Origin of the sequence: Halobacillus sp. Marseille-Q1614, assembly GCF_902809865.1 — a bacterium.
Classification (GTDB): Bacteria; Bacillota; Bacilli; order Bacillales; family Halobacillaceae; genus Halobacillus_A.
This window is the reverse complement of the sequence record NZ_CADDWH010000001.1, coordinates 1,470,616-1,492,073: the sequence shown is the minus strand read 5'-3', so window position 1 is coordinate 1,492,073 and position 21,458 is coordinate 1,470,616. Positions and strand designations below refer to the sequence as shown.

General features: G+C 43.1%; 21 protein-coding genes and 1 other annotated feature. All 21 genes read left to right on the top strand.

Annotated features, from left to right (window positions below):
- Positions 1-21: 21 nt before the first annotated feature.
- The 21 genes from mraY to HUS26_RS07380 all read left to right on the top strand — a co-directional run bounded on the left by mraY (position 22) and on the right by HUS26_RS07380 (position 21,384).
- Entirely contained in the window at positions 22-981 is a 960-nt protein-coding gene (gene mraY / locus HUS26_RS07480; protein ID WP_371809619.1) for a phospho-N-acetylmuramoyl-pentapeptide-transferase, read from the top strand.
- The gene (murD, locus tag HUS26_RS07475) at positions 978-2,321 is read left to right on the top strand and encodes a UDP-N-acetylmuramoyl-L-alanine--D-glutamate ligase (RefSeq protein ID WP_173916561.1); all 1,344 of its coding nucleotides are present in this window, start codon (positions 978-980) and stop codon (positions 2,319-2,321) included. The genes mraY and murD overlap by 4 nt, the downstream gene beginning before the upstream one ends.
- Before the next feature lie 58 nt (positions 2,322-2,379).
- Positions 2,380-3,477 (top strand): stage V sporulation protein E, encoded by a 1,098-nt coding sequence (gene spoVE, locus HUS26_RS07470; protein ID WP_173916560.1) that lies wholly within the window; start codon positions 2,380-2,382, stop codon positions 3,475-3,477.
- Between the two features lie 469 nt (positions 3,478-3,946).
- Positions 3,947-4,795 (top strand): cell division protein FtsQ/DivIB, encoded by an 849-nt coding sequence (locus tag HUS26_RS07465; RefSeq protein WP_173916559.1) that lies wholly within the window; start codon positions 3,947-3,949, stop codon positions 4,793-4,795.
- A 272-nt stretch (positions 4,796-5,067) separates the two neighbouring features.
- Positions 5,068-6,357, top strand: coding sequence for a cell division protein FtsA (gene ftsA, locus HUS26_RS07460; RefSeq protein WP_173916558.1), 1,290 nt, complete (start codon positions 5,068-5,070; stop codon positions 6,355-6,357).
- Between the two features lie 64 nt (positions 6,358-6,421).
- Positions 6,422-7,576 (top strand): cell division protein FtsZ, encoded by a 1,155-nt coding sequence (gene ftsZ, locus HUS26_RS07455; protein ID WP_173916557.1) that lies wholly within the window; start codon positions 6,422-6,424, stop codon positions 7,574-7,576.
- A 158-nt stretch (positions 7,577-7,734) separates the two neighbouring features.
- Complete coding sequence (gene spoIIGA / locus HUS26_RS07450; RefSeq protein ID WP_256371076.1) at positions 7,735-8,670, top strand: sigma-E processing peptidase SpoIIGA; 936 nt, start codon at positions 7,735-7,737, stop codon at positions 8,668-8,670.
- Between the two features lie 16 nt (positions 8,671-8,686).
- A complete protein-coding gene (sigE, locus tag HUS26_RS07445; protein WP_173916555.1) occupies positions 8,687-9,403 on the top strand; it encodes an RNA polymerase sporulation sigma factor SigE in 717 nt (238 codons plus the stop codon).
- Positions 9,404-9,485: 82 nt separating this feature from the next.
- Positions 9,486-10,265: an RNA polymerase sporulation sigma factor SigG gene (sigG, locus tag HUS26_RS07440; protein ID WP_173916554.1), complete on the top strand. Its 780-nt coding sequence runs from the start codon at positions 9,486-9,488 to the stop codon at positions 10,263-10,265.
- Positions 10,266-10,360: 95 nt separating this feature from the next.
- Positions 10,361-10,627: a YlmC/YmxH family sporulation protein gene (locus HUS26_RS07435; protein ID WP_173916553.1), complete on the top strand. Its 267-nt coding sequence runs from the start codon at positions 10,361-10,363 to the stop codon at positions 10,625-10,627.
- 63 nt (positions 10,628-10,690) lie between these two features.
- A complete protein-coding gene (pgeF, locus tag HUS26_RS07430) occupies positions 10,691-11,488 on the top strand; it encodes a peptidoglycan editing factor PgeF (protein ID WP_173916552.1) in 798 nt (265 codons plus the stop codon).
- Between the two features lie 15 nt (positions 11,489-11,503).
- Positions 11,504-12,172, top strand: a complete 669-nt coding sequence (locus HUS26_RS07425; RefSeq protein ID WP_173916551.1) for a YggS family pyridoxal phosphate-dependent enzyme — start codon at positions 11,504-11,506, stop codon at positions 12,170-12,172.
- A gap of 22 nt (positions 12,173-12,194) precedes the next feature.
- Positions 12,195-12,656, top strand: coding sequence for a cell division protein SepF (locus HUS26_RS07420; RefSeq protein WP_217424728.1), 462 nt, complete (start codon positions 12,195-12,197; stop codon positions 12,654-12,656).
- Between the two features lie 3 nt (positions 12,657-12,659).
- Positions 12,660-12,929, top strand: a complete 270-nt coding sequence (locus HUS26_RS07415; RefSeq protein ID WP_173916549.1) for a YggT family protein — start codon at positions 12,660-12,662, stop codon at positions 12,927-12,929.
- A 72-nt stretch (positions 12,930-13,001) separates the two neighbouring features.
- Positions 13,002-13,775, top strand: a complete 774-nt coding sequence (locus tag HUS26_RS07410; RefSeq protein WP_173916548.1) for an RNA-binding protein — start codon at positions 13,002-13,004, stop codon at positions 13,773-13,775.
- Between the two features lie 85 nt (positions 13,776-13,860).
- A complete protein-coding gene (locus HUS26_RS07405; protein ID WP_173916547.1) occupies positions 13,861-14,400 on the top strand; it encodes a DivIVA domain-containing protein in 540 nt (179 codons plus the stop codon).
- Between the two features lie 52 nt (positions 14,401-14,452).
- Positions 14,453-14,675: a binding site (T-box leader), on the top strand.
- A 47-nt stretch (positions 14,676-14,722) separates the two neighbouring features.
- The gene (gene ileS / locus HUS26_RS07400) at positions 14,723-17,473 is read left to right on the top strand and encodes an isoleucine--tRNA ligase (RefSeq protein WP_173916546.1); all 2,751 of its coding nucleotides are present in this window, start codon (positions 14,723-14,725) and stop codon (positions 17,471-17,473) included.
- Between the two features lie 309 nt (positions 17,474-17,782).
- Positions 17,783-18,256, top strand: coding sequence for a signal peptidase II (lspA, locus tag HUS26_RS07395; protein ID WP_173916545.1), 474 nt, complete (start codon positions 17,783-17,785; stop codon positions 18,254-18,256).
- A complete protein-coding gene (locus tag HUS26_RS07390) occupies positions 18,253-19,164 on the top strand; it encodes an RluA family pseudouridine synthase (RefSeq protein ID WP_173916544.1) in 912 nt (303 codons plus the stop codon). Before lspA ends, HUS26_RS07390 begins: the two co-directional genes overlap by 4 nt.
- Positions 19,165-19,325: 161 nt before the next feature.
- Positions 19,326-19,868, top strand: a complete 543-nt coding sequence (gene pyrR, locus HUS26_RS07385) for a bifunctional pyr operon transcriptional regulator/uracil phosphoribosyltransferase PyrR (protein WP_173916543.1) — start codon at positions 19,326-19,328, stop codon at positions 19,866-19,868.
- 139 nt (positions 19,869-20,007) lie between these two features.
- The gene (locus HUS26_RS07380) at positions 20,008-21,384 is read left to right on the top strand and encodes a solute carrier family 23 protein (RefSeq protein WP_173916542.1); all 1,377 of its coding nucleotides are present in this window, start codon (positions 20,008-20,010) and stop codon (positions 21,382-21,384) included.
- Positions 21,385-21,458 lie beyond the last annotated feature (74 nt).

Below are 21,458 nucleotides of genomic sequence, written 5' to 3'. Positions count from 1 at the left end.
GACTATATACTATTACTAACTATGGCGCTATCATTCGTACTAACCGTCATTCTCTCACCGATCATCATCCCTTTCTTGAGGAGGCTTAAATTTGGCCAAAGCATTAGAGATGAAGGTCCAAAATCACACCAGAAAAAATCAGGAACTCCTACAATGGGCGGTGTCATGATTTTAATCGCCATTACGGTCACCACTCTTGTCTCCAGTTTCTGGTTTATTCCAGAACCGAGCCAAGTACATATATTTTTAGTGTTATTTGTACTGATTGGATACGGTCTGCTCGGATTTTTAGATGATTACATTAAAGTAGCTTTAAAGCGGAACCTTGGCTTGACTTCGAAGCAGAAAATGCTCGGTCAGATTGTTATTGCCATTGTGGTGTATTTCATTCTCCGCCAAAACGGGTTCCCGACTTATATTGCAGTACCAGGGACTGACCTGCAGCTTGAGCTTGGCATTCTTTACCCGCTGTTAATCTTATTCATGCTCGTTGGTGGATCTAACGCGGTCAACTTAACAGATGGTCTCGATGGATTACTTGCGGGAACTGCAGCTATCGCTTTTGGAGCATTTGGTATATTGGCCTGGATTACAGGCGGACAAATCGAAGTGGCTGTCTTCTCACTAGCCGTTGTCGGGGCCCTGCTTGGTTTCCTCGTATTCAACGCCCACCCTGCCAAAGTCTTTATGGGAGATACCGGATCGCTTGCGCTCGGCGGAGCCATTGCTATTATAGCTATTCTTACAAAACTGGAACTTCTCCTGGTCATTATCGGCGGAGTGTTTGTTATTGAAACACTGTCTGTGATTATTCAGGTAATTTCCTTTAAGACAACAGGAAAAAGAGTTTTCAAAATGAGCCCGCTGCACCATCACTACGAATTAATAGGGTGGTCTGAGTGGCGTGTTGTAACAACCTTCTGGGCCGTTGGAATCGTATTTGCCATTTTAGGCATGTATATTGAGGTGATGTTCGGATGAAAAAGCTGACGACATTTCCTTACCATCGTGCATTAGTTCTAGGATTAGCAAAAAGCGGAAAAGCGGCTGCCGAACTTTTACTGGACAGCCAGATTGAGACAATCGTAAACGACTATAAAGCTGATGAAAATAGTCCGGAAGTTCAAGAACTGAAGCAAAAAGGCGCCAAAGTAGTAACAGGAAGCCATCCGCTGTCGCTTTTAGATGAAGCTGATGTGGTTGTGAAAAACCCAGGGATTCCTTATCACAATGCAATTGTTGATGAAGCAGTCAAGCGGGGCATTCCTGTGATCACAGAAGTTGAATTAGCCGGCTTTCTTCATGAAGGAAATCTGATTGGAATAACTGGATCTAATGGAAAAACGACGACTACAACGCTTCTGCATGCATTTATTGAAGCGGATCAGCAGCCTGTGTCCATTGCCGGAAATATTGGTGAAGTCGCTTCAGAAGTGGCCCGTACAACGGCTGAAGACGAAACGATGGTTGTTGAGCTGTCCTCTTTTCAGCTGATGGGCATTGAAACTTTCCGTCCTCATATTGCGGTATGGCTCAATTTATTTGAAGCCCACCTGGACTATCACGGAACGGCTCAAGAGTACTTTTCTGCTAAAGCCAACATTGCTAAAAACCAGACGAGTGATGATTATCTTGTCTATAACGCTGACGATAATGATATTACATCTTTCTTATCTGCATTTAAGTGTCAGCTCGTACCTTTTTCATCCAAGAAGCAGGTTGACGGCAGCTGGGCAGATGAAGAATGGATTTATTTTAAAGATGAAAAAGTAATGGCCAAAAAAGATATTGTCTTAGTTGGTGAGCACAACCTTTCAAATATTTTGGCTGCCTTGGCCGCAGCTAAGCTTTCCGGCGTATCTAATCAGGCCGTATACGATGTTTTGACAACCTTTGGAGGTGTCGAGCATCGTCTGGAATTTGTGACGAAGAAAGACGACATTTATTTTTATAATGATTCAAAAGCGACGAACATTTTAGCGACATCTTACGCTTTAAAAGCTTTTGATCAGCCTGTTGTTTTATTAGCTGGCGGTCTCGATCGTGGAAATGACTTTGACGGGCTTATCGAATATTTAAGCGGCGTTAAGTCGATGGTTGTTTTCGGCGAAACAGCTGACAAATTGACCGACGCCGGTGAAAAAGCCGGTGTAGAAAGTATCTACCAGGTTGAAACGATGGATGAGGCGGTCCGAAAAGCCCGTCAATCAGCAGTGAGCGGTGATGTAATCCTGCTGTCACCAGCGTGTGCAAGCTGGGATCAATACCGCACTTTTGAAGAAAGAGGTAATAAGTTTAAAGAGGCTGTGCATAAGCTGTAGTAAGGGCTTATGTACAAGCTTCAAGCCCTGTTTTCCAATTGGGAGGTAGGGTTTTTTTATGGGTGAAAATGAACAAAAACCTGATGTATGGCTTACCATATCGATCCTCTGTCTTCTAACGATCGGTGTGGTTATGGTCTATAGTTCTTCAAGTATCTGGTCGGAATACAAGTTTGATGATGGCTGGTATTTTGCCAAAAGGCAGACCTTATTTGCCGTCTTAGGCTTAATTGCGATGACCGTGCTGTCGAGGATCCCTTATTATGTGTGGTATAAGCATGCTCATATAATTGTCGCTGTCTGTCTGCTGTTTTTAATTTTAGTTTTAATCCCCGGTGTAGGGATGGTCAGGGGCGGAGCGAGAAGCTGGATTGGGATCGGCATGTTCAGTATCCAGCCTTCAGAATTTATGAAGCTCGGCCTGATCATTTTTCTGGCTAAATTTTTGTCCCAGCGGCAAAAAAGAATTGTTTCGTTTCAGGAAGGTTTTTTACCTGGACTTGCGATTATTCTCGTCCCATTTGCTTTGATCATGCTCCAGCCGGATTTAGGGACGGGTGTCGTAATGGTCGGTACTTGTTTAGTCATGATGTTTGTGGCCGGTGCGAGAATTGCTCACTTTATGTTAATTGTCGCCGGCGGAATCGGTGGACTGGTTGCATTAATTGCGTCAGCGCCGTATCGGATTAAAAGAATCACGGCCTTTCTGCATCCGTGGGAAGACCCTCTTGGCAGCGGCTTTCAAATTATCCAGTCACTTTATGCCATCGGTCCCGGAGGTCTGCTGGGCCTGGGCCTTGGGAAGAGCATGCAGAAGTTCTTTTATCTGCCGGAACCGCAGACGGATTTTATTTATTCCGTCCTCGCTGAAGAGCTCGGGTTTATCGGCGGTGTTATTGTACTGCTTCTATTTTTTATCCTGTTATGGCGCGGCGTGCGAACAAGCCTGCTTGCGTCCGATTTATTCGGTAGCCTCCTGGCGCTTGGAATTGTCGGGATGGTGTCGATACAGGTTATGATCAATGTTAGTGTTGTGACTGGCCTTATTCCCGTAACTGGCATTACCCTTCCGCTTATCAGCTATGGAGGTTCATCACTTACACTCACATTAGGGGCTCTCGGGCTGTTACTGAGCGTCAGCCGCTATTCGAAATAGTTTTTTTAGACAGGGATGAGATTTTTTATCCGATTTAATAGACTCAAACAGAACTGGCTGTCGAGATTGTCTCGACAGCTATTTTATTTGTCTTGTTTAGTTTCATTGCAAGAAATGGGGGGAGGTAAACTCGCTCGCTTTTGCGCGGGGAGCCGCCAAGCCTCCTCGCTTAGCTGCGGAAGCTTAAGTGCTTTGTTTTTATCCACTGCCGCCCATATATAAAAAAGATTGCAGGCTGTTTCTGAGAGTATTTCATGTTTAAGAGAAACTCATACAGGGGAACAATAATTTGGACGTTTCGAGTAAATTTCCTAGTTCGAAAGTCCTTTTGTGAAATAGTAATAAAAATTGAAAACAAATAAAATCTCGTACATTAAAGCGGCGTCAGATATGATATAATATGGGATATATAAAATGACAGACATTTTATAAGATTAAGTGGGAATGGCAACGAGGAGAAATGTCCATCATGGAAGAAAAAAAAGTTGTTTCCATAGAAGAACGAATTCCAAAGCTTAAACAAATCCGAAAGAAAAAAGCGAATAGGAGACTTGTTCAGTATTTATCGATACTGTTTGTCCTGATTGCTATTGTCGTATACTTACAGTCACCTTTAAGCCACGTCAATCACGTGGAAATTACAGGGAACAGATTTGTAGACGAAAGGGAAATTAGAGACTTGGCAGCGGTCGGGGACAATTCAAACATTTGGCAGCTCGATCCTGCAGCTATTTCCGAAGAAGTTTCCAAGCACGACCAGGTGCTTGAAGCTAAGGTTTCCAGAAGCCTGCCGAGCACGATTGTGATTGAAGTGACAGAAGCCGACCGGATTGGCTATCGGCAGACGGATGGCAATTTTCAGCCGATTCTTGAGAACGGAGCCTTCTTAGATTCAACGTCCGAGTTTCCAAGCGGAGATGCTCCAATACTTAAAGGGTTTTCAAAAGAGACCTATTTAGAAGAAATGGCTCAAGCTTTAAAAAAGGTACCGGACAGCATTACCGGCCTAATTTCTGAAATACATTACTCGCCAACCGATGACAATCCTTATTTAATTAAATTATATATGAATGACGGATATGAGGTTCAAGCTTCGATACGAACGTTTTCTGAGAAAATATTGGCTTACCCATCCATCGCTTCACAGATTGAAGAAGGACAGAAAGGGATCATCCATATTGATGTGGGAGCGTATTTCGAAGCTTATGAGGACGAAGATAGTGAATCAGAAGAAGACAGTGAAAATGTAGAGGATCCTACACAGGATCAAGCGGATGTGCTTGATGATAATGCTGTTGAATCCCCTGAGGAGGAGTAGGGGAGGGATACGGTTAACGTGGTTGATAAAAAATGAATCTATTGATCTAATTGAAGTTTTTTCAGCAAAAAATTTCAATTAATTAAGGATTAATAGAAGGTTTTTTTAGAAATTCATGGAATTCAATTAGTGAGATAGGCGTAAACGCAGGCACTTGCCAGGTTACGTCTATATCATTTCATTTACATTAACATTGCAAAGATTGTTTTTTAATCGTAAAAACGATATGATTTTAAGTACTTATATGGCTTGTAACAGGAGGTGCGTCACTGGTGAATGAAAATGAAATTTTAGTGAGTTTAGATATAGGAACGAGTAGGATAAAAGTAATAATTGGAGAGATTATGAATGACTCTCTTAATATAATCGGTGTCGGCTCTGCCAAATCAAATGGTATGAAAAAAGGAGCGATTATCGATATCGACCAAACCGTACAATCCATCAAATCTGCCGTAGAACAGGCGGAGCGAATGGTTGATATGAAAATTGAACGCGTCGTTGTCGGCGTCAATGGAAACCACATTCAGCTGCAGCCGTGTCATGGTGTCGTGGCTGTTTCTAGTGATACGAGAGAAATAGGCAATGAAGACATCGCCCGGGTGATCGATGCAGCTCAAGTAGTATCTGTCCCGCCGGAACGTGAAATCGTCGATGTTATTCCGCAGCAGTTTGTTGTAGATGGACAAGATGAAATTACCGATCCACGCGGTATGATCGGTGTCCGTTTAGAAATGGAAGGCACAATTATTACTTGCGCCAAAACCGTTTTACATAACACATTAAAATGTGTAGAGAGAGCCGGACTTGAAGTTCTTGATGTGTGTTTGCAGCCTTTAGCAGCGGGTACTGTATCGCTGTCCCATGATGAAACAAACTTGGGAGTAGCTTTAATCGATATTGGAGGCGGATCAACAACCGTATCTGTGTTCGAAGATGGACACTTAACGGGTACGAGCCTTCTTCCTTATGGCGGAGACAACATTACGAAAGATCTATCCATAGGGTTGAGAACTTCTACAGAAGAGGCAGAGAACATTAAAGTAGAATATGGCTATGCCTTTTTTGATGATGCGGACGAAAATGAAACATTTGAAGTGAAGATTATTGGAAGTAATCGAGAACAAACATTCAATCAGCTGCAAATCTCTGATATGATTGAAGCAAGACTAGAAGAAATCTTTGTTTTTGCGGCCAAAGAACTACAGCGAATGGGTGTTCGTGAGCTTCCAGGCGGGTTCGTATTAACAGGCGGAGCTATGAATATGCCTGGAGTCTTGGAGCTCGCACAGGATATTTTCCATTCGAATGTACGTATTGCTATACCTGACTATATCGGTGTTCGTGAGCCACAATTTACGAGCGGTGTTGGAATATTGCAATTTGCTTATCGTAATGCGAAAATACAAGGAAAAGAACTATTTCCTTCCGTCAAATATCAGACGGAACAACCAGCTCAGCCTAAGCAAAAACGGGTGAATAAGCAAAAGAATGAAACCGAAAGTAAATCGAAAGAGAAAAAGGAATCTGGTTTTTCCAATTTATTAAAGTATTTCTTTGATTAATACGTAAAAAAGACCGGAATAAAACCTATGAATCTTGTAATTTTGTAATTAGGAGGAACGGATGATGTTAGATTTTGATACAAGCATGGATCAGCTAGCAACAATTAAAGTAATAGGTGTCGGTGGCGGCGGAAGCAACGCAGTCAACCGTATGATTGAGCATGGAGTGCAAGGTGTGGAATTTATTGCTGTAAACACAGATGCTCAAGCACTAAACCTTTCAAAAGCAGAAGTGAAAATGCAAATCGGCGGTAAGCTTACACGCGGTTTAGGAGCCGGTGCTAATCCTGAAGTAGGACGTAAGGCTGCTGAAGAAAGTAAGGAACAAATCGAAGAAGCCCTGCAGGGAGCCGACATGGTCTTCGTTACAGCAGGAATGGGCGGAGGTACCGGAACTGGTGCCGCACCTGTTATCGCTAATGTAGCTAAAGAACTAGGTGCCTTAACTGTCGGTGTTGTGACACGACCATTCACTTTTGAAGGTAGAAAACGTGCAACACAGGCTGCTTCAGGTACAGACAGCTTAAAAGGCAGTGTCGATACATTAATCGTAATCCCGAACGACCGTCTATTAGAAATCGTTGATAAAAATACTCCAATGCTTGAAGCTTTCCGTGAAGCGGATAACGTGCTTCGTCAGGGTGTACAAGGTATCTCTGATTTAATTGCCGTACCTGGTCTTATCAACGTAGACTTCGCTGACGTGAAGACAATCATGGTGGATAAAGGTTCAGCCCTGATGGGTATTGGTATTGCTACAGGAGAAAACCGTGCAGCCGAAGCTGCGAAGAAAGCCATTTCTTCTCCACTGCTTGAAACCTCTATTGATGGAGCGCATGGTGTTCTTATGAACATCAGCGGTGGTACAAACTTAAGCCTGTATGAAGTACAGGAGGCAGCGGATATAGTGACATCAGCTGCTGACCAGGAAGTTAACGTAATCTTTGGTTCCGTAATTAACGAGAACTTAAAAGATGAAATTGTAGTAACTGTAATTGCTACTGGCTTTGATGAAGCCCAGCTAGCAGAAGGTAAAGCGAAGCCTCGTGTCAATAACGTCAATCAAATGAAAACGACGCATACCGAGCGTCCGCGTGAAGAACAGCCGGCCACACGCCGTGAAAGTCAGCCAGCTCCTTCGTCCAAAACTACTGGACAGCAGGAAGAAGATACGCTGGATATCCCGACTTTCCTTCGCAACAGAAATCGCCGCCGCTAATTTGCGGTTTCCATAAAAACCACTGCCTTTTTGAGGGCAGTGGTTTTTTGTATGGAAAGATAAGCCGCCTCAGAAGACATCTTGTAACAAAATATGCTCTGTCCACCATTCATGTTTTGACAGACTTTTCACCAGCTAAGACTTATACTTTCTTGTAAATACGAAGGAGAGGTGGGGGAAGGAGGATTTACTTAGACGCCGTATGGCTGCTTAATTTATTAATGGATGGAATGATTCTTTACTTAACTCAAGGCCTAACGAGAGCCAAAACGACGAATTTACGGATTCTTGCTGCGGCTTTTGTGGCCTCATGTATTGTTCCTATTAGCGTTCTCATGCCTGGGACCTGGCTGACGACCAGCTTAGGAAAGATCGCATTTTCACTATTAATTGTTACCGTTGCATTTGCTTATGTTTCATTCCGTACCGCATTTATCCAGTGGCTGACTTTTTATTTTGTAACCTTTGCGATTGGAGGAACTATGGTCGGCGTCCACTACTTCTTTAACAGCCAGGTTATGGTTCAAGGAGGCGAATGGATTACTTTTTCCACGGGTTATGGGCATCCCGTCAGTTGGTTGTTTGTCTGTATCGGATTTCCGGTTTCATGGATTTTTACAAAATGGAGGATGGAACAAATTCAAGCCCACCGGCTGAAGTCGGAAGATTTATATCAGGTTCGGGTGAATTTTATGGAAAGAAGCGCTCTATGTACAGGCCTGGTAGACAGCGGCAATCATTTAGTAGATCCTATAAGTAAAAAAATGGTTTTCTTAGCTGACTTGCATGTTTGGAAGCATTTCTTTTCACAGGAAGAATTAGAAAAGCTTCAAACAGACACGGTTCTTGATCAAATAGATGAAGTAACCGAAAAATATCATAAGTCTCTTCACTTAATTCCCTATCAGGGAGCTGGTTCTTCAGGAAATTTAATGGTGACGTTCATGGTGGATTCAATTACAGTTTATACGCCAGAAGGTAAATTAACAATTGACCAGCCGCTGCTTGGCATTCAGCATCATGATTTAGCACATGATCAAATGTATCAAATTATTATTCATCCCCACGCGGCGATTAAGGGGATATCGGCATAATAGGGGGCATTGATGGATGAAATGGAAGTTTAAACTTAAATTTTACTTATACAAATTAGCGCTTAAGCTCGGCATTAAGCAAAAAGAAATTTACTACATTGGAGGTAGTGAAGCACTTCCGCCGCCGCTCAGCCGGGAAGAGGAAAGAGATCTGCTTGAAAGGCTGCCTAAAGGTGATAAAGCAGCAAGAGCGATGCTTATTGAGCGGAACTTACGCCTCGTCGTCTATATTGCCCGCAAATTTGAGAACACAGGGTTAAATATTGAAGATTTAATCAGCATCGGAACGATTGGCTTAATTAAAGCGGTAAACACGTTTGATCCGGAGAAAAAGATTAAGCTGGCGACTTATGCATCACGCTGTATTGAGAACGAAATTCTTATGCACCTGCGAAAAAGCAATAAACTCAAGACTGAAGTTTCTTTCGATGAACCTCTTAACGTCGATTGGGATGGCAATGAGCTGCTGCTTTCGGATATTTTAGGCACAGAGGAGGATTTAATTACGAAGGGTATTGAAAAGAAGGTCGACAAAAAACTTCTAATATCAGCACTTGAGCAGCTCAGTGACCGTGAAAAAGAAATTATGGAACTGCGTTTCGGATTGATTGGCAAAAAAGAAAAGACACAAAAAGACGTGGCGGATATGCTTGGTATATCCCAGTCATATATCTCCAGGCTAGAAAAGAAAATCATTCGACGCTTGCAAAGAGAATTCGATAAGATGGTCTAAATTTCTCAAATAGACGATGCATAATTTTCCCTCCCAAGGAGATACTGAAAATGGAAATCAGCTTCTTGGGAGGGTCTTACTTTTGACACGACATAAAGTAGAAATATGCGGTGTAGACACATCTAAGCTTCCAGTACTTAAAAACAAAGAGATGAGGGCCCTGTTTGAGCGGTTGCAATCAGGAGATACAGAAGCAAGAGAGATTCTAGTGAATGGGAATTTGCGTCTCGTCTTATCGGTGATCCAGCGGTTTAATAACCGTGGAGAGTATGGTGACGACTTATTTCAAGTGGGCTGTATCGGCCTTATGAAATCCATTGATAATTTCGACTTAAGTCATAATGTGAAATTTTCCACCTATGCTGTCCCAATGATCATTGGTGAAATCCGAAGATATTTAAGGGATAATAATCCGATTCGTGTCTCCCGATCGCTAAGGGACACAGCTTACAAAGCCCTTCAAATGCGTGAAAAAATGATTAGTGAAACATCGAAAGACCCCGCTCCACATGAAATTGCCGAGAAAATGGGCATTCCGCATGAAGATGTTGTTTTCGCAATGGATGCGATTCAAGATCCTGTTTCTTTATTTGAACCCATTTACAATGATGGGGGAGATCCAATTTACGTCGTCGACCAGTTAAAAGATGACCGTGAAAAAGATTCGATCTGGCTAGATGAATTATCCTTGCGCGAAGGCATGAAAAAACTCAATGAGCGCGAAAAAATGATATTAACGAAGCGATTTTTCCAAGGAAAAACCCAAATGGAAGTGGCCGAAGAAATCGGCATTTCCCAAGCTCAGGTATCCCGTTTAGAGAAAGCAGCCATCAAAGAAATGAATTCATCTATGTTTCAATAATATGATGAGACACCACTGACTATTCAGTGGTGTTTTTTTGTGTAGAAATCGTTCGCGAACTCTTGCATATAATCTTATATGAGGGAGGAATAGCTATGAAAATCTCTGAGTTACAAGTAAAAGACGTCATCGCCATGGAAACAGGGGAAAGGCTTGGTTATATAACCGATTTGGATATTGATAGTCAGCGCGGCCAGCTGAAAGGACTCGTTTTGAAATTAAAGGGAAAAGCGATGGGGATGTTCGGAAAAGATGAAGAACTAGTGATTCCTTGGAGCCAGATCGTAAATATCGGAGCTGATGTGATCCTTGTTAAGAAATCAGGCTATAGCTCTAGGTCAGGGGACCAAAAGATCGAATAACGGGATTTAGTTAGGAAAAAGGATGAATAATGTGGTAAAATGAAGGGAAATTGAGGTGGTATTATGACCGAACCCTTCCAGCTAAAAACAGCCAGGCAGCTCACGTGTTTTACGAAGTACAAGGTGACAGCCGGGATAACAACAAGACAAGGCGGATACAGTGAAGTTCCGTACGACAGTTTAAATATGGGACTTCACGTATCAGATTTATCAGAGACAGTTATTAAAAACCGTCAGGCCTTAGCAGAGGAACTCAATCAGCCTCTGAGCCATTGGGTGATGGGCGAACAAGTTCACGGCACGGAAGTTAAAGTAGCAGACAATTCTCATAAAGGACAAGGAGCATTTGTCCACGATGAAGCGATCGCCGGGGTAGATGGACTTATTACAAATCAGAAGGACATTTTGCTGACGGCATTTTATGCTGATTGTGTACCCTTGCTGTTTATTGATTCAACCACAGGTTGGATTGGCATCGCTCATGCGGGATGGAAAGGCACCGTTGGAGGCATTTCGCGTGCCATGATTTCTAAGATGGCGGAGCAGGGAGCTGACCTAAACTCATTGTCTATGGTGATAGGACCATGCATCAGCCAGAAAAACTATGAAGTAGATCAGCGTGTAGTTGACCATATTCCTGAATCCTTTCGAGGTGAAGTTTTAAAACAAGGATCACAGGGTAAATTCAATCTTGACCTGAAAGAATTAAATCGAAGCCTAGCCATAGAAAGCGGCCTTGCGCCGAAAAATATTGCGATAAGCAGTTATTGCACCTATGAAGAGGAAAGTTTGTTTTTCTCCCACCGACGCGACCAGGGGCAGACGGGAAGAATGCTTGCTTTTATAGGCTGGACGAGTTGAGTAAGGAGGGTACATATGACCGTAGCAGACAACTTAGCAGAAATGAAGCAGATTATACAGCACGCTTGCAAAAACTGTGAGCGCAATCCTGATGATATTACAATTATTGGGGTTACTAAATATGTTTCGATCGAGCGGGCAAGAGAGGCTCTAAAAGCAGGTGTTAAGAACCTTGGAGAGAACCGCCGCGAAGGCTTCTTAGAAAAGTATGAAGCAATAGGCAGTGATGCCGCCTGGCACTTTATCGGCTCACTGCAGTCGCGAAAAGTAAAAGATATCATCAATGAAGTAGACTATATCCATTCTCTTGACAGGAAGTCACTGGCGAAGGAAATTCAAAAGAGGGCAGACAAGACTGTCCCGTGCTTCGTTCAGGTGAATGTCAGCGGAGAAGACTCAAAGCATGGACTGGACCCTGCAGAAGTTGAAGATTTCATCCACTCTCTTAAAGGCTACGATAAAATAAAAATCGTCGGTTTAATGACGATGGCGCCTCACATCGATAAGGAAGAAGAGCTTCGCGCCGTCTTCAGAAAACTGAGGGCTTTAAGGGATATTATCCGCGATCAGAAGTTAGACCATGCACCTTGTGAATGGCTGTCGATGGGAATGAGCAATGACTATAAGCTGGCTATTGAAGAAGGAGCCACTCATATTCGAGTGGGATCGAGCTTGGTTGGATAATCAAACTGAAGAGGTGAGGGAATTGAGTATGAAAAACAAATTAAAATCATTTTTTACGCTTGAAGATGAATACGAATACGTTGAAGAAGAAACAATGGAAGATACCAAACAACAGGAAGAAGTAACACCAATGCAGCGTAACAGGCAGCAGCAGCCATCTGAAACTCAAAATATCGTAAGCTTAAAAAGCGCCAAAAGCTCTTCCAAAATGGTGCTAAGTGAACCGAAAACCTATAATGAAGCTCAGGAAATAGCTGATCAGCTGGTAAACCGCAGAGCTGTCGTTATTAATCTGCAGCGTGTAGATCATACACAGGCAAAGAGAATTGTAGATTTTTTAAGCGGTACCGTTTATGCTATAGGTGGAGATATTCAGAAATTAGGCACACAGACATTTCTGTGTACACCTGATAACGTCGAAATTTCAGGATCAATTACTGAAATGATCGCGGCCGAAGAAGAAGATAGAAACAGAAGGTGGTAAAAGATGGGGGTATTGTTTCAACTACTATTCACAGCAATTAATATTTACAGCTGGATATTAATCATTTACATTTTATTGTCCTGGTTCCCAGGAGCGAGAGAGTCCAGTTTTGGCGAAGTTTTAGCTAAGCTTGCCGAGCCGTTTCTTGAGCCGTTCCGCAAGATTATTCCACCGCTTGGAATGATTGATATCTCACCAATCGTTGCTATTTTAGTGCTTCGATTTGCAGGTTCTGGCTTACAGGAACTCTATCGTATGATTGTTACGATGTAGATTTTGAAGAACAGATAAGTAGCGACAACAGCTCCTGTCTGTTCTTTTTTGTCATAGAGGAAGGATGAAAGGATGGAAATTTATCAGCATTTCAGGGAGGAGGAGCGTCCGTTTATCGATCAGATGTTATCTCTGCAGAGCGATGTAGAGATGAGGTTTGAGCGGAAAGAAACTGATTTTCTAAACCCCAGGGAACAGCAGATTTTAAAAAGCGTGATGGGCACGCATCCCGATCTAAAGTGGAGTTTATCAGGCGGTCCGCACAACGCTGAGAGAAAGAGGGCAATCATCGCTCCTGAATACGAAATGATTGAAGAAGAGGACTTTTCCTTAACATTGCTTGAAGCAGAATATGCTGAGAAATTTTTAACGATTGAGCACCGCGATGTGCTTGGGTCATTTATGGCACTCGGCATTAAGCGTGAAAAGCTTGGAGACCTTGTCGTTAAGGAAGGAAAGATACATATCGTTACAGCATCGGAAATCAGCGACTATATTCGAATGAATTTTACGTCGATCAAAAATGCGAATGTTCAGTTCTCAGAGAAGCCGCTTGATGAAATAATGGAAAGTGATGAGACATGGAAGTTTAAAGACAGTACGATTTCTTCGTTAAGGCTTGATGTCGTTGTAAAAGAGATCTACGGCGTTTCGAGAAAGAAAGCAGCGATGTTTATTGAAGCCCAGCATGTGAAGGTCAATTTCCGCACCGTGGACAACCCTGCATTTATCGTGGAAGAAGGGGACCTGATATCGGTAAGAGGAAAGGGACGGAGCCAGCTTTCGGTGATCCATGGCAGAACAAAGAAGGATAAATACAAGGTAACCACAGGACAATTAAATTAGTTGGAATCAAGCAGCAGGATTCTATTCTTTTATGTCGAAATTAGTTACATCAAGGACACGTATAAGATTTTAGGAGGTGGCCGGTGTGCCTTTAACACCATTAGATATCCATAATAAAGAGTTTACCCGCGGATTTAGAGGTTATGACGAAGATGAAGTCAACGAATTTCTTGATCAGGTAATCAAAGACTATGAAATTGTCATCCGTAAAAAGAAAGAGTTAGAGAGAGAAGTGGAGCAATTAAATGAGCGTGTAGGCCACTTTAATACTATTGAAACCACATTAAATAAGTCTATTCTCGTTGCCCAGGAGACAGCAGAAGAAGTAAAAACGAATGCTGCCAAGGAATCTAAGTTAATCATTAAAGAAGCTGAAAAGAACGCTGATCGAATTATAAATGAAGCACTGGCGAAATCGCGCCGGATTTCTCACGAAGTAGAAGAAATGAAGAAACAGGCCAAAGTTTTTAAAATGAGACTGCGTATGCTTGTAGAAGCACAGGTGCAGATGATTGAAAACGACGACTGGGACCATCTGCTGGATACTCAGTTTCCTCACGGTGAAGCAGCTGAGCCAAAAATATCCGAGGAACAAGAAGCTGAAAAAGAGTACGCAGAAAAATAATTCTTGACTTAAAGACAAAAATTACATATAATTCATTAACACATATGAATATTTGTATGCGAAGATAGGGCAAGTACGTAAAGTGCTTCTGCAGTTATAGCGATTCGGTGATGGTGAAAGTCCGAAGCGGGTCTTTGACGGAAAATCTCCCTTGAGCAGCTGTGCTGAATGTTTTAGTAAGTGCAGCCGGGTCATTCACGATACGAATAAGATAAGTGATTAGTTTATTATACTAATTAATTAGGGTGGTAACGCGAGGCTTTCTCGTCCCTTTTGGGGATGGGAAGGCCTTTTTTGATTGATTTTTAAAGGAGGAGCAGCAATGAATTATAAAGACACCTTATTAATGCCAAAAACAGATTTCCCCATGCGTGGAAATTTACCAAACCGCGAGCCTGAAATGCAAAAGGCATGGGAAGAAGCGGATATTTACAATCAGGTACAAGAGCGTACAGAGGGGCGTCCTTTGTTTGTTCTTCACGATGGGCCTCCTTATGCGAACGGCAGTCTTCACATGGGGCATGCTTTAAATAAAACATTAAAAGATTTTATTGTTCGTTATAAGTCTATGTCCGGCTATCACGCACCGTATGTGCCAGGCTGGGATACACACGGCCTTCCGATCGAGTCAGCTTTGGCGAAGAAGAAAGTGGACCGTAAAAAAATGCCGCTTGCGGAGTTTCGCCAGAAGTGTGCGGAATATGCACTTGGGCAGATCGATAACCAGCGTAATGAATTTAAACGCATGGGTGTCCGCGGGGATTGGGATAATCCTTATATTACATTGAACAAAGATTTTGAAGCCGAGCAGATCAAAGTGTTTGGCGAAATGGCGAAAAAAGGATACATTTATAAAGGGTTAAAACCTGTTTTTTGGTCTCCTTCCTCAGAATCTGCATTAGCGGAAGCAGAAATCGAGTATCAGGATAAGCGTTCACCGTCTATTTATGTGAGCTTTGAAGTAAAAGACGGAAAGGATTTACTTGAAGGCGGAGAGAAATTTATTATCTGGACGACAACTCCTTGGACGATTCCAGCCAACCTGGCTGTTGCGTTAAATCCTGGTACAGATTATGCCGTCGTTAAGGTAGATCAGGATAAATTTATTGTCGCAAACGACTTACTAGAAGAAGTAGCAGCTAAGCTTGAGTGGGAAAATCATGAAGTGGCTCAAGTTTTCAAAGGGAAAGAAGCTGACCGTATTACGGCACAGCACCCGATCTATGACCGTGAGTCCCTTGTCGTACTTGGAGACCACGTAACAACAGATGGGGGTACAGGATGTGTACACACCGCTCCCGGCCACGGGGAAGATGACTTCTGGGTAGGACAGCAGTACGGACTTGATGTACTTTGCCCTGTCGATAATAAAGGTGTATTTACCGAAGAGGCCCCAGGATATGAAGGGTTATTCTATGATAAAGCCAATAAGCCGATTACAGATAAGTTAAAAGAAGCAGGAGCTCTGCTTCAACTTGAGTTCATCACTCACTCTTATCCGCACGACTGGCGTACGAAGAAGCCGACGATTTTCCGTGCTACTGATCAGTGGTTTGCTTCCATTAAAGATTTCCGTAAAGAGCTGCTTGATGAAATTAATCAAGTGGAGTGGACGCCGAAATGGGGAGAGACCCGTCTTTATAATATGGTAAGAGACCGTCAAGACTGGTGTATTTCCCGTCAGCGTACATGGGGTGTGCCAATTCCAGTCTTTTATGGAGAAAATGGCGAGCCTGTTATCACGGATGAAACGATCGAGCATGTATCTGAGCTGTTCCGTGAGCACGGTTCAAACGTCTGGTTCGAACGCGAAGCAAAAGACCTTCTTCCTAAAGGATTTACTTCCGAGCACAGTCCAAACGGCGAATTCACAAAAGAAATGGACATTATGGACGTTTGGTTTGATTCCGGCTCTACTCACCAGGGCGTATTAGAGCATCGCGAAGACCTACAGCGTCCGGCCGATCTATATTTAGAAGGTTCTGACCAATATCGCGGCTGGTTTAACTCATCACTTTCTACAGCTGTTGCTGTTACTGGAAAAGCCCCATTCAAAGGCATTTTAAGCCACGGATTTGTTCTGGATGGCAAAGGTCATAAAATGAGTAAATCCCTCGGAAATGTTATCGTTCCGGACAAAGTGATGAAACAGCTTGGAGCAGACATTATCCGCTTGTGGGTATCGTCTTCTGATTATCAGGCCGATGTAAGAATTTCTGATGAAATCTTAAAGCAGGTGGCAGAAGTTTATCGTAAGATTCGCAACACGTTCCGTTTCTTACTCGGTAACCTTCATGACTTTGATCCGAAGACAGATGCTGTTTCAAAAGAGAACATGCAGGAAGTGGATCAATACATGCTTCACCGTTTAAATCAGCTTGTGGAGGACTCCCGTAAAGCGTATGAGGCGTATGAATTCTCTACTGTTTACAATAAAATTCATAACTTCTGTACGATCGATTTAAGCTCTTTCTATCTCGATTTTGCAAAAGATGTATTGTATATCGAAGCAGCAGATCATCTACACCGCCGCAGCATTCAAACGGTTTACTATGAAACGCTAACGGCGCTTGTTAAGCTGATGGCACCGATTATTCCGCATACGACCGATGAGGTTTGGAAGTACCTTCCTGGCGTTGAGGAACAGAGTGTCCAGCTGACAGATATGCCTAACGCCGGAAGCCCTGCCAATCAAGACTTAGTGGATAAGTGGGATCACTTCATGGAAATCCGTGATGATGTTCTTAAAGCGCTTGAGGAAGCTCGTAATGAAAAAGTAATTGGTAAGTCTCTCGAAGCTCACGTAACGATTGAGCCAAAAGATGACAAAACGAAACAGGTGCTAGCATCTATTGAAGATCTTCATCAGCTGCTGATTGTATCTGAAGCAGAAGTAAGCAGTGAAGCTTCTGATGCGAAAGAATATGACTGGGTGAAAGTAACTGTTACGAAGCATACAGGAGAGAAATGTGAACGCTGCTGGGTTTCTTCCCACGAAATCGGCAAGGATTCAAATCATCCGGAACTTTGTCCGCGTTGTGCAGCTGTTGTTGAAAAACATTATGTATCTTAATTTTGGAAGTCCCTCGGAGAAAAAAATTTCTTCGAGGGACTTTTTTCTCGTCGTTTTATGGCAGTCCCTATAAAAAGATACGGATTGGGGGAAACATAATGGGGCAGCGTTTGTTGGAGTAGGTTAAGTTTGAACGGCTTTACACCCTTTCCCAGCGAAAGGGGGCAGGGAGCTCGCTTTTTCGTGGGGAGCCGCCGAGCGTATGGAAGTGCCTTTTTAACAGGAACATTTTCAAAGCTTTAAAATAAAGCGGCTTTTAAAGAGATATGGTACAATAGCAAAGGAAACTAAAAGTTGGAGGCTTAGCCTATGTTCATCTATTACTTATTGGCTGGAGCTGTTATCCTGATTGATCAGCTGACAAAGTGGATCATCGTACAGCAAATGGAGTTAAGGGAATCCATTCCCATTATAGAAGGTTTCTTCTACATAACATCTCATCGCAATACAGGAGCGGCCTGGGGCATACTCGCAGGCCAAATGTGGTTCTTTTACATTATTACTGTAGTGGTAATTGGATTCCTTATTTATTATATGAAGCAATATGCGAAAGCCAGCAGGTTCGTCGGCGTTGCTCTTGCATTGATACTGGCAGGGGCTGTAGGAAATTTTATCGACCGGCTGTTTCGTAAAGAGGTCGTAGACTTTCTCGATTTTTATATTGGAAGTTACAATTATCCAATCTTTAATGTGGCAGATTCCTCGTTAGTCGTTGGAGTGATCTGTGTAATGATTGCCACATTTGTAGATGAGCGTCAAAAGAAAAGGGGAACATCGAAGTGAAGGAAATATATGAAGTAACTGAGGCTGATGAGTCGAAACGGATTGATAAATTATTAAGCGAAGTGATTGAAGACGCATCTCGTTCACAAATTCAGTCCTGGTTAAAAGACAAGCATGTCCAGGTGGATGAAGAGTTCGTAAAAAGCAACTATAAAGTACAGGCGGGCCAGACGATTACATGGCAGGTGCCAAAAGTCAAGCCGCTTGACCTGAAACCTGAAAATATCGATCTTGAAATCGTTTATGAAGATCAGGATGTGGTCGTCGTTAATAAACCGGCAGGCATGGTCGTTCATCCAGCGGCCGGACATGAGACAGGCACGCTTGTTCATGCACTTTTATACCACTGCTCGGATCTTTCGGGCATTAATGGTGTCGAGAGACCGGGAATCGTACACCGTATTGATAAAGACACTAGTGGTCTGCTGATGGTAGCGAAAAATGATAAAGCTCATGAATCACTCGTCCAGCAACTAATGGACAAAACTGTTGAGCGCAGATACGTGGCTATCGTTCATGGGATGATTACCCATGAATATGGTACGATTGAAGCTCCGATTGGACGCGATCTAAAAGACCGGCAGAGAATGGCTGTTGTCGATAACGGGAAAGAAGCGGTCACTCATTTTCAAGTGCTCGAGCATTTTAAAGACTTCTCCTATATTGAGTGTAAATTAGAAACGGGAAGAACCCATCAAATTCGCGTTCATATGCGTTATATTAATCATCCATTAGCAGGAGATCCAAAGTATGGCCCGAGAAAAACGCCTGATCTGCCGAAAGGACAGGCGCTCCATGCGAAATCAATCGGATTTACCCATCCGCGCACTGAAGAGTGGATGAAGTTTGAATGTGAGCCTCCAGAAGAATTTAATCAGACTCTGGAGGCTCTTCGCAGCAGAAGTTGACAAAAATCAATACGTCTGTCATACTCCTAATAAGAATAAAGCAAGTCCTTTAATAACAGTCCCGTGAGGCTGAAAAGGTAACGGAGCACACGATAAGTGTAATCAAAGCCCTTTTCTGCCTTCATGCGCGGAAAAGGGCTTTTTGGATGGAGGCCTTGATTATGGATAAAAAAGCTACAGTATTAGATGAAGCAGCTATCCGAAGAGCACTGACTCGAATCTCTCATGAAATCATCGAGAAAAACAAAGGCGTCGAAGATGTAGTCTTAGTGGGGATCAGAACCCGCGGGGTGCCGATCGCCGATCGCTTAAAGGAAAAAATCGAAAGCATTGAAAGCCAAAGCATTGCCGGCGGTGAGCTGGATATTACGCTTTACCGCGATGATTTGGAAAACAAAAGCTATGAAATCGACCCGGATGTAAAGGAAGCCAATATCTCTGTAGATATTACCCACAAGAAAGTGATTCTGGTTGATGATGTGTTATATACAGGACGAACGGTGCGTGCCGCAATGGACGCCCTTATGGATCATGGCCGTCCTTCCCAGATTCAGCTGGCTGTCCTCGTAGACAGGGGACACCGCGAGCTGCCGATTACAGCAAATTACGTCGGGAAAAATATTCCTACCTCCCAGAGTGAAGTGGTTACAGTCGGTTTGAAGGAAACAGATGGTGAGGATGAAGTCATCATTTATGAAAAATAAATAAGGTTACACCTTTAAAAGAAGTCCCGTGAGGCTTAAAAGGTCGTAAAAATGATAACGTATGGTGCCATACGTCTACCTCTTTGCGAGCTTTTAAGCAGCAAAGAGTTTTTTTATGGAAAAAAGGAGGAATACAACAATGAATCAAGCAGCTTTAGGAATCCATGAACGTCCAAATGCCAGTAAGTGGCTAATGCTTAGTATGCAGCATTTATTCGCGATGTTTGGTGCCACCATTTTAGTACCCTTTTTAACAGGACTGCCGCCAGCAGTCGCCCTTGTCTCAAGTGGGTTCGGTACACTCGCTTATATACTAATTACAAGAGGAAGAGTTCCGGCTTATCTCGGTTCAAGCTTTGCATTTATCTATCCCATTATGGAAGTATCGAATACTCACGGTATTGCCGGCGCAATGATCGGAAGTTTTCTTGCCGGACTTGTTTACGGAATCGTCGCTTTACTGATTACCATGTTCGGTTTCAACTGGCTGATCAACTTACTTCCGCCAGTTGTCGTAGGTCCGGTCATCATCGTCATCGGTCTTGGACTTGCTTCAACGGCAATTGATATGGCGATGTATCTTCCTGGGGAAGAACAGGTTTACAGTGCAACACACTTCACGGTAGCGCTCGTAACACTTGGAGTAACCATTTTAGCAACAGTATTCTTGAGAGGTTTCTTAAGTCTCCTGCCGATCTTGATCGGGATTGTATCAGGCTACGTGTTTGCTCTAACGCAAGGTATTGTGGATACGAGTGAAATAGCTGCCGAGTGGGCGGCGATCACTTCTGCCGAATCCATCGGAGGTTTTTTTCAGGCCGTGTTTACGATGCCTGAATTCCTGATTCCTTTTGTAGACTTTTCCCCTGCGAGTGTCTTCAGCTGGCAGATCGTCTTCTTAATGGTGCCTTTTGCCTTAGTAACGATGACTGAGCACATCGGTGACCAGATGGTACTGTCAAAAGTAGTAGGACGTAATTTCCTTAAAGACCCTGGGCTGAACCGCTCGATTCTCGGAGACGGTGTAGCAACAATGATCGCCTCAATGCTTGGCGGACCTCCTAACACAACGTATGGAGAAAACATTGGAGTACTCGCGATCACAAGAGTATTCAGCGTGTTCGTTATTGGGGGAGCGGCTATATTCGCCATTTTCTTTGGCTTCATCGGCATGAGTACAGCGGTCATTGGGTCGATTCCTTCAGCTGTCATGGGCGGAGTTTCCATCTTGCTCTTTGGTACAATCGCTTCAAGCGGACTGCGCATGCTGATCGATAACCAGGTGGACTTTGGAGAAAAAAGAAATCTTATCATCGCTTCTGTTATCTTAGTCATCGGATTAGGAGGAGCCTTTGTACAAGTGAGTGAAGGCCTGCAAATCCAAGGAATGGCTCTTGCAGCGATTATCGGTGTGATATTAAACTTAATCCTTCCTGGAAAAGAAAAAAGCCATGGCAATGGAAAAATGTTTAAAGAACCCGCTACTCAAGATCAATCAAATAGTGGAGCAGCATAACTAAACCAGCACACGTTTTAAACAAGTCCAGTGAGGCTTAAAAGGGTGTACTAGGGATTAGCTTCTTCGTTATA

Excerpts from the sequence above, each read along its gene's own strand:
- mraY (WP_371809619.1), top strand. The coding sequence starts at position 22 with ATGGCGCTATCATTCGTACTAACCGTCATTCTCTCACCGATCATCATC.
- murD (WP_173916561.1), top strand. The coding sequence starts at position 978 with ATGAAAAAGCTGACGACATTTCCTTACCATCGTGCATTAGTTCTAGGA.
- spoVE (WP_173916560.1), top strand. The coding sequence starts at position 2,380 with ATGGGTGAAAATGAACAAAAACCTGATGTATGGCTTACCATATCGATC.
- HUS26_RS07465 (WP_173916559.1), top strand. The coding sequence starts at position 3,947 with ATGGAAGAAAAAAAAGTTGTTTCCATAGAAGAACGAATTCCAAAGCTT.
- ftsZ (WP_173916557.1), top strand. The coding sequence starts at position 6,422 with ATGTTAGATTTTGATACAAGCATGGATCAGCTAGCAACAATTAAAGTA.
- sigE (WP_173916555.1), top strand. The coding sequence starts at position 8,687 with ATGAAATGGAAGTTTAAACTTAAATTTTACTTATACAAATTAGCGCTT.
- HUS26_RS07435 (WP_173916553.1), top strand. The coding sequence starts at position 10,361 with ATGAAAATCTCTGAGTTACAAGTAAAAGACGTCATCGCCATGGAAACA.
- pgeF (WP_173916552.1), top strand. The coding sequence starts at position 10,691 with ATGACCGAACCCTTCCAGCTAAAAACAGCCAGGCAGCTCACGTGTTTT.
- HUS26_RS07425 (WP_173916551.1), top strand. The coding sequence starts at position 11,504 with ATGACCGTAGCAGACAACTTAGCAGAAATGAAGCAGATTATACAGCAC.
- HUS26_RS07415 (WP_173916549.1), top strand. The coding sequence starts at position 12,660 with ATGGGGGTATTGTTTCAACTACTATTCACAGCAATTAATATTTACAGC.
- HUS26_RS07410 (WP_173916548.1), top strand. The coding sequence starts at position 13,002 with ATGGAAATTTATCAGCATTTCAGGGAGGAGGAGCGTCCGTTTATCGAT.
- ileS (WP_173916546.1), top strand. The coding sequence starts at position 14,723 with ATGAATTATAAAGACACCTTATTAATGCCAAAAACAGATTTCCCCATG.
- lspA (WP_173916545.1), top strand. The coding sequence starts at position 17,783 with ATGTTCATCTATTACTTATTGGCTGGAGCTGTTATCCTGATTGATCAG.
- pyrR (WP_173916543.1), top strand. The coding sequence starts at position 19,326 with ATGGATAAAAAAGCTACAGTATTAGATGAAGCAGCTATCCGAAGAGCA.
- HUS26_RS07380 (WP_173916542.1), top strand. The coding sequence starts at position 20,008 with ATGAATCAAGCAGCTTTAGGAATCCATGAACGTCCAAATGCCAGTAAG.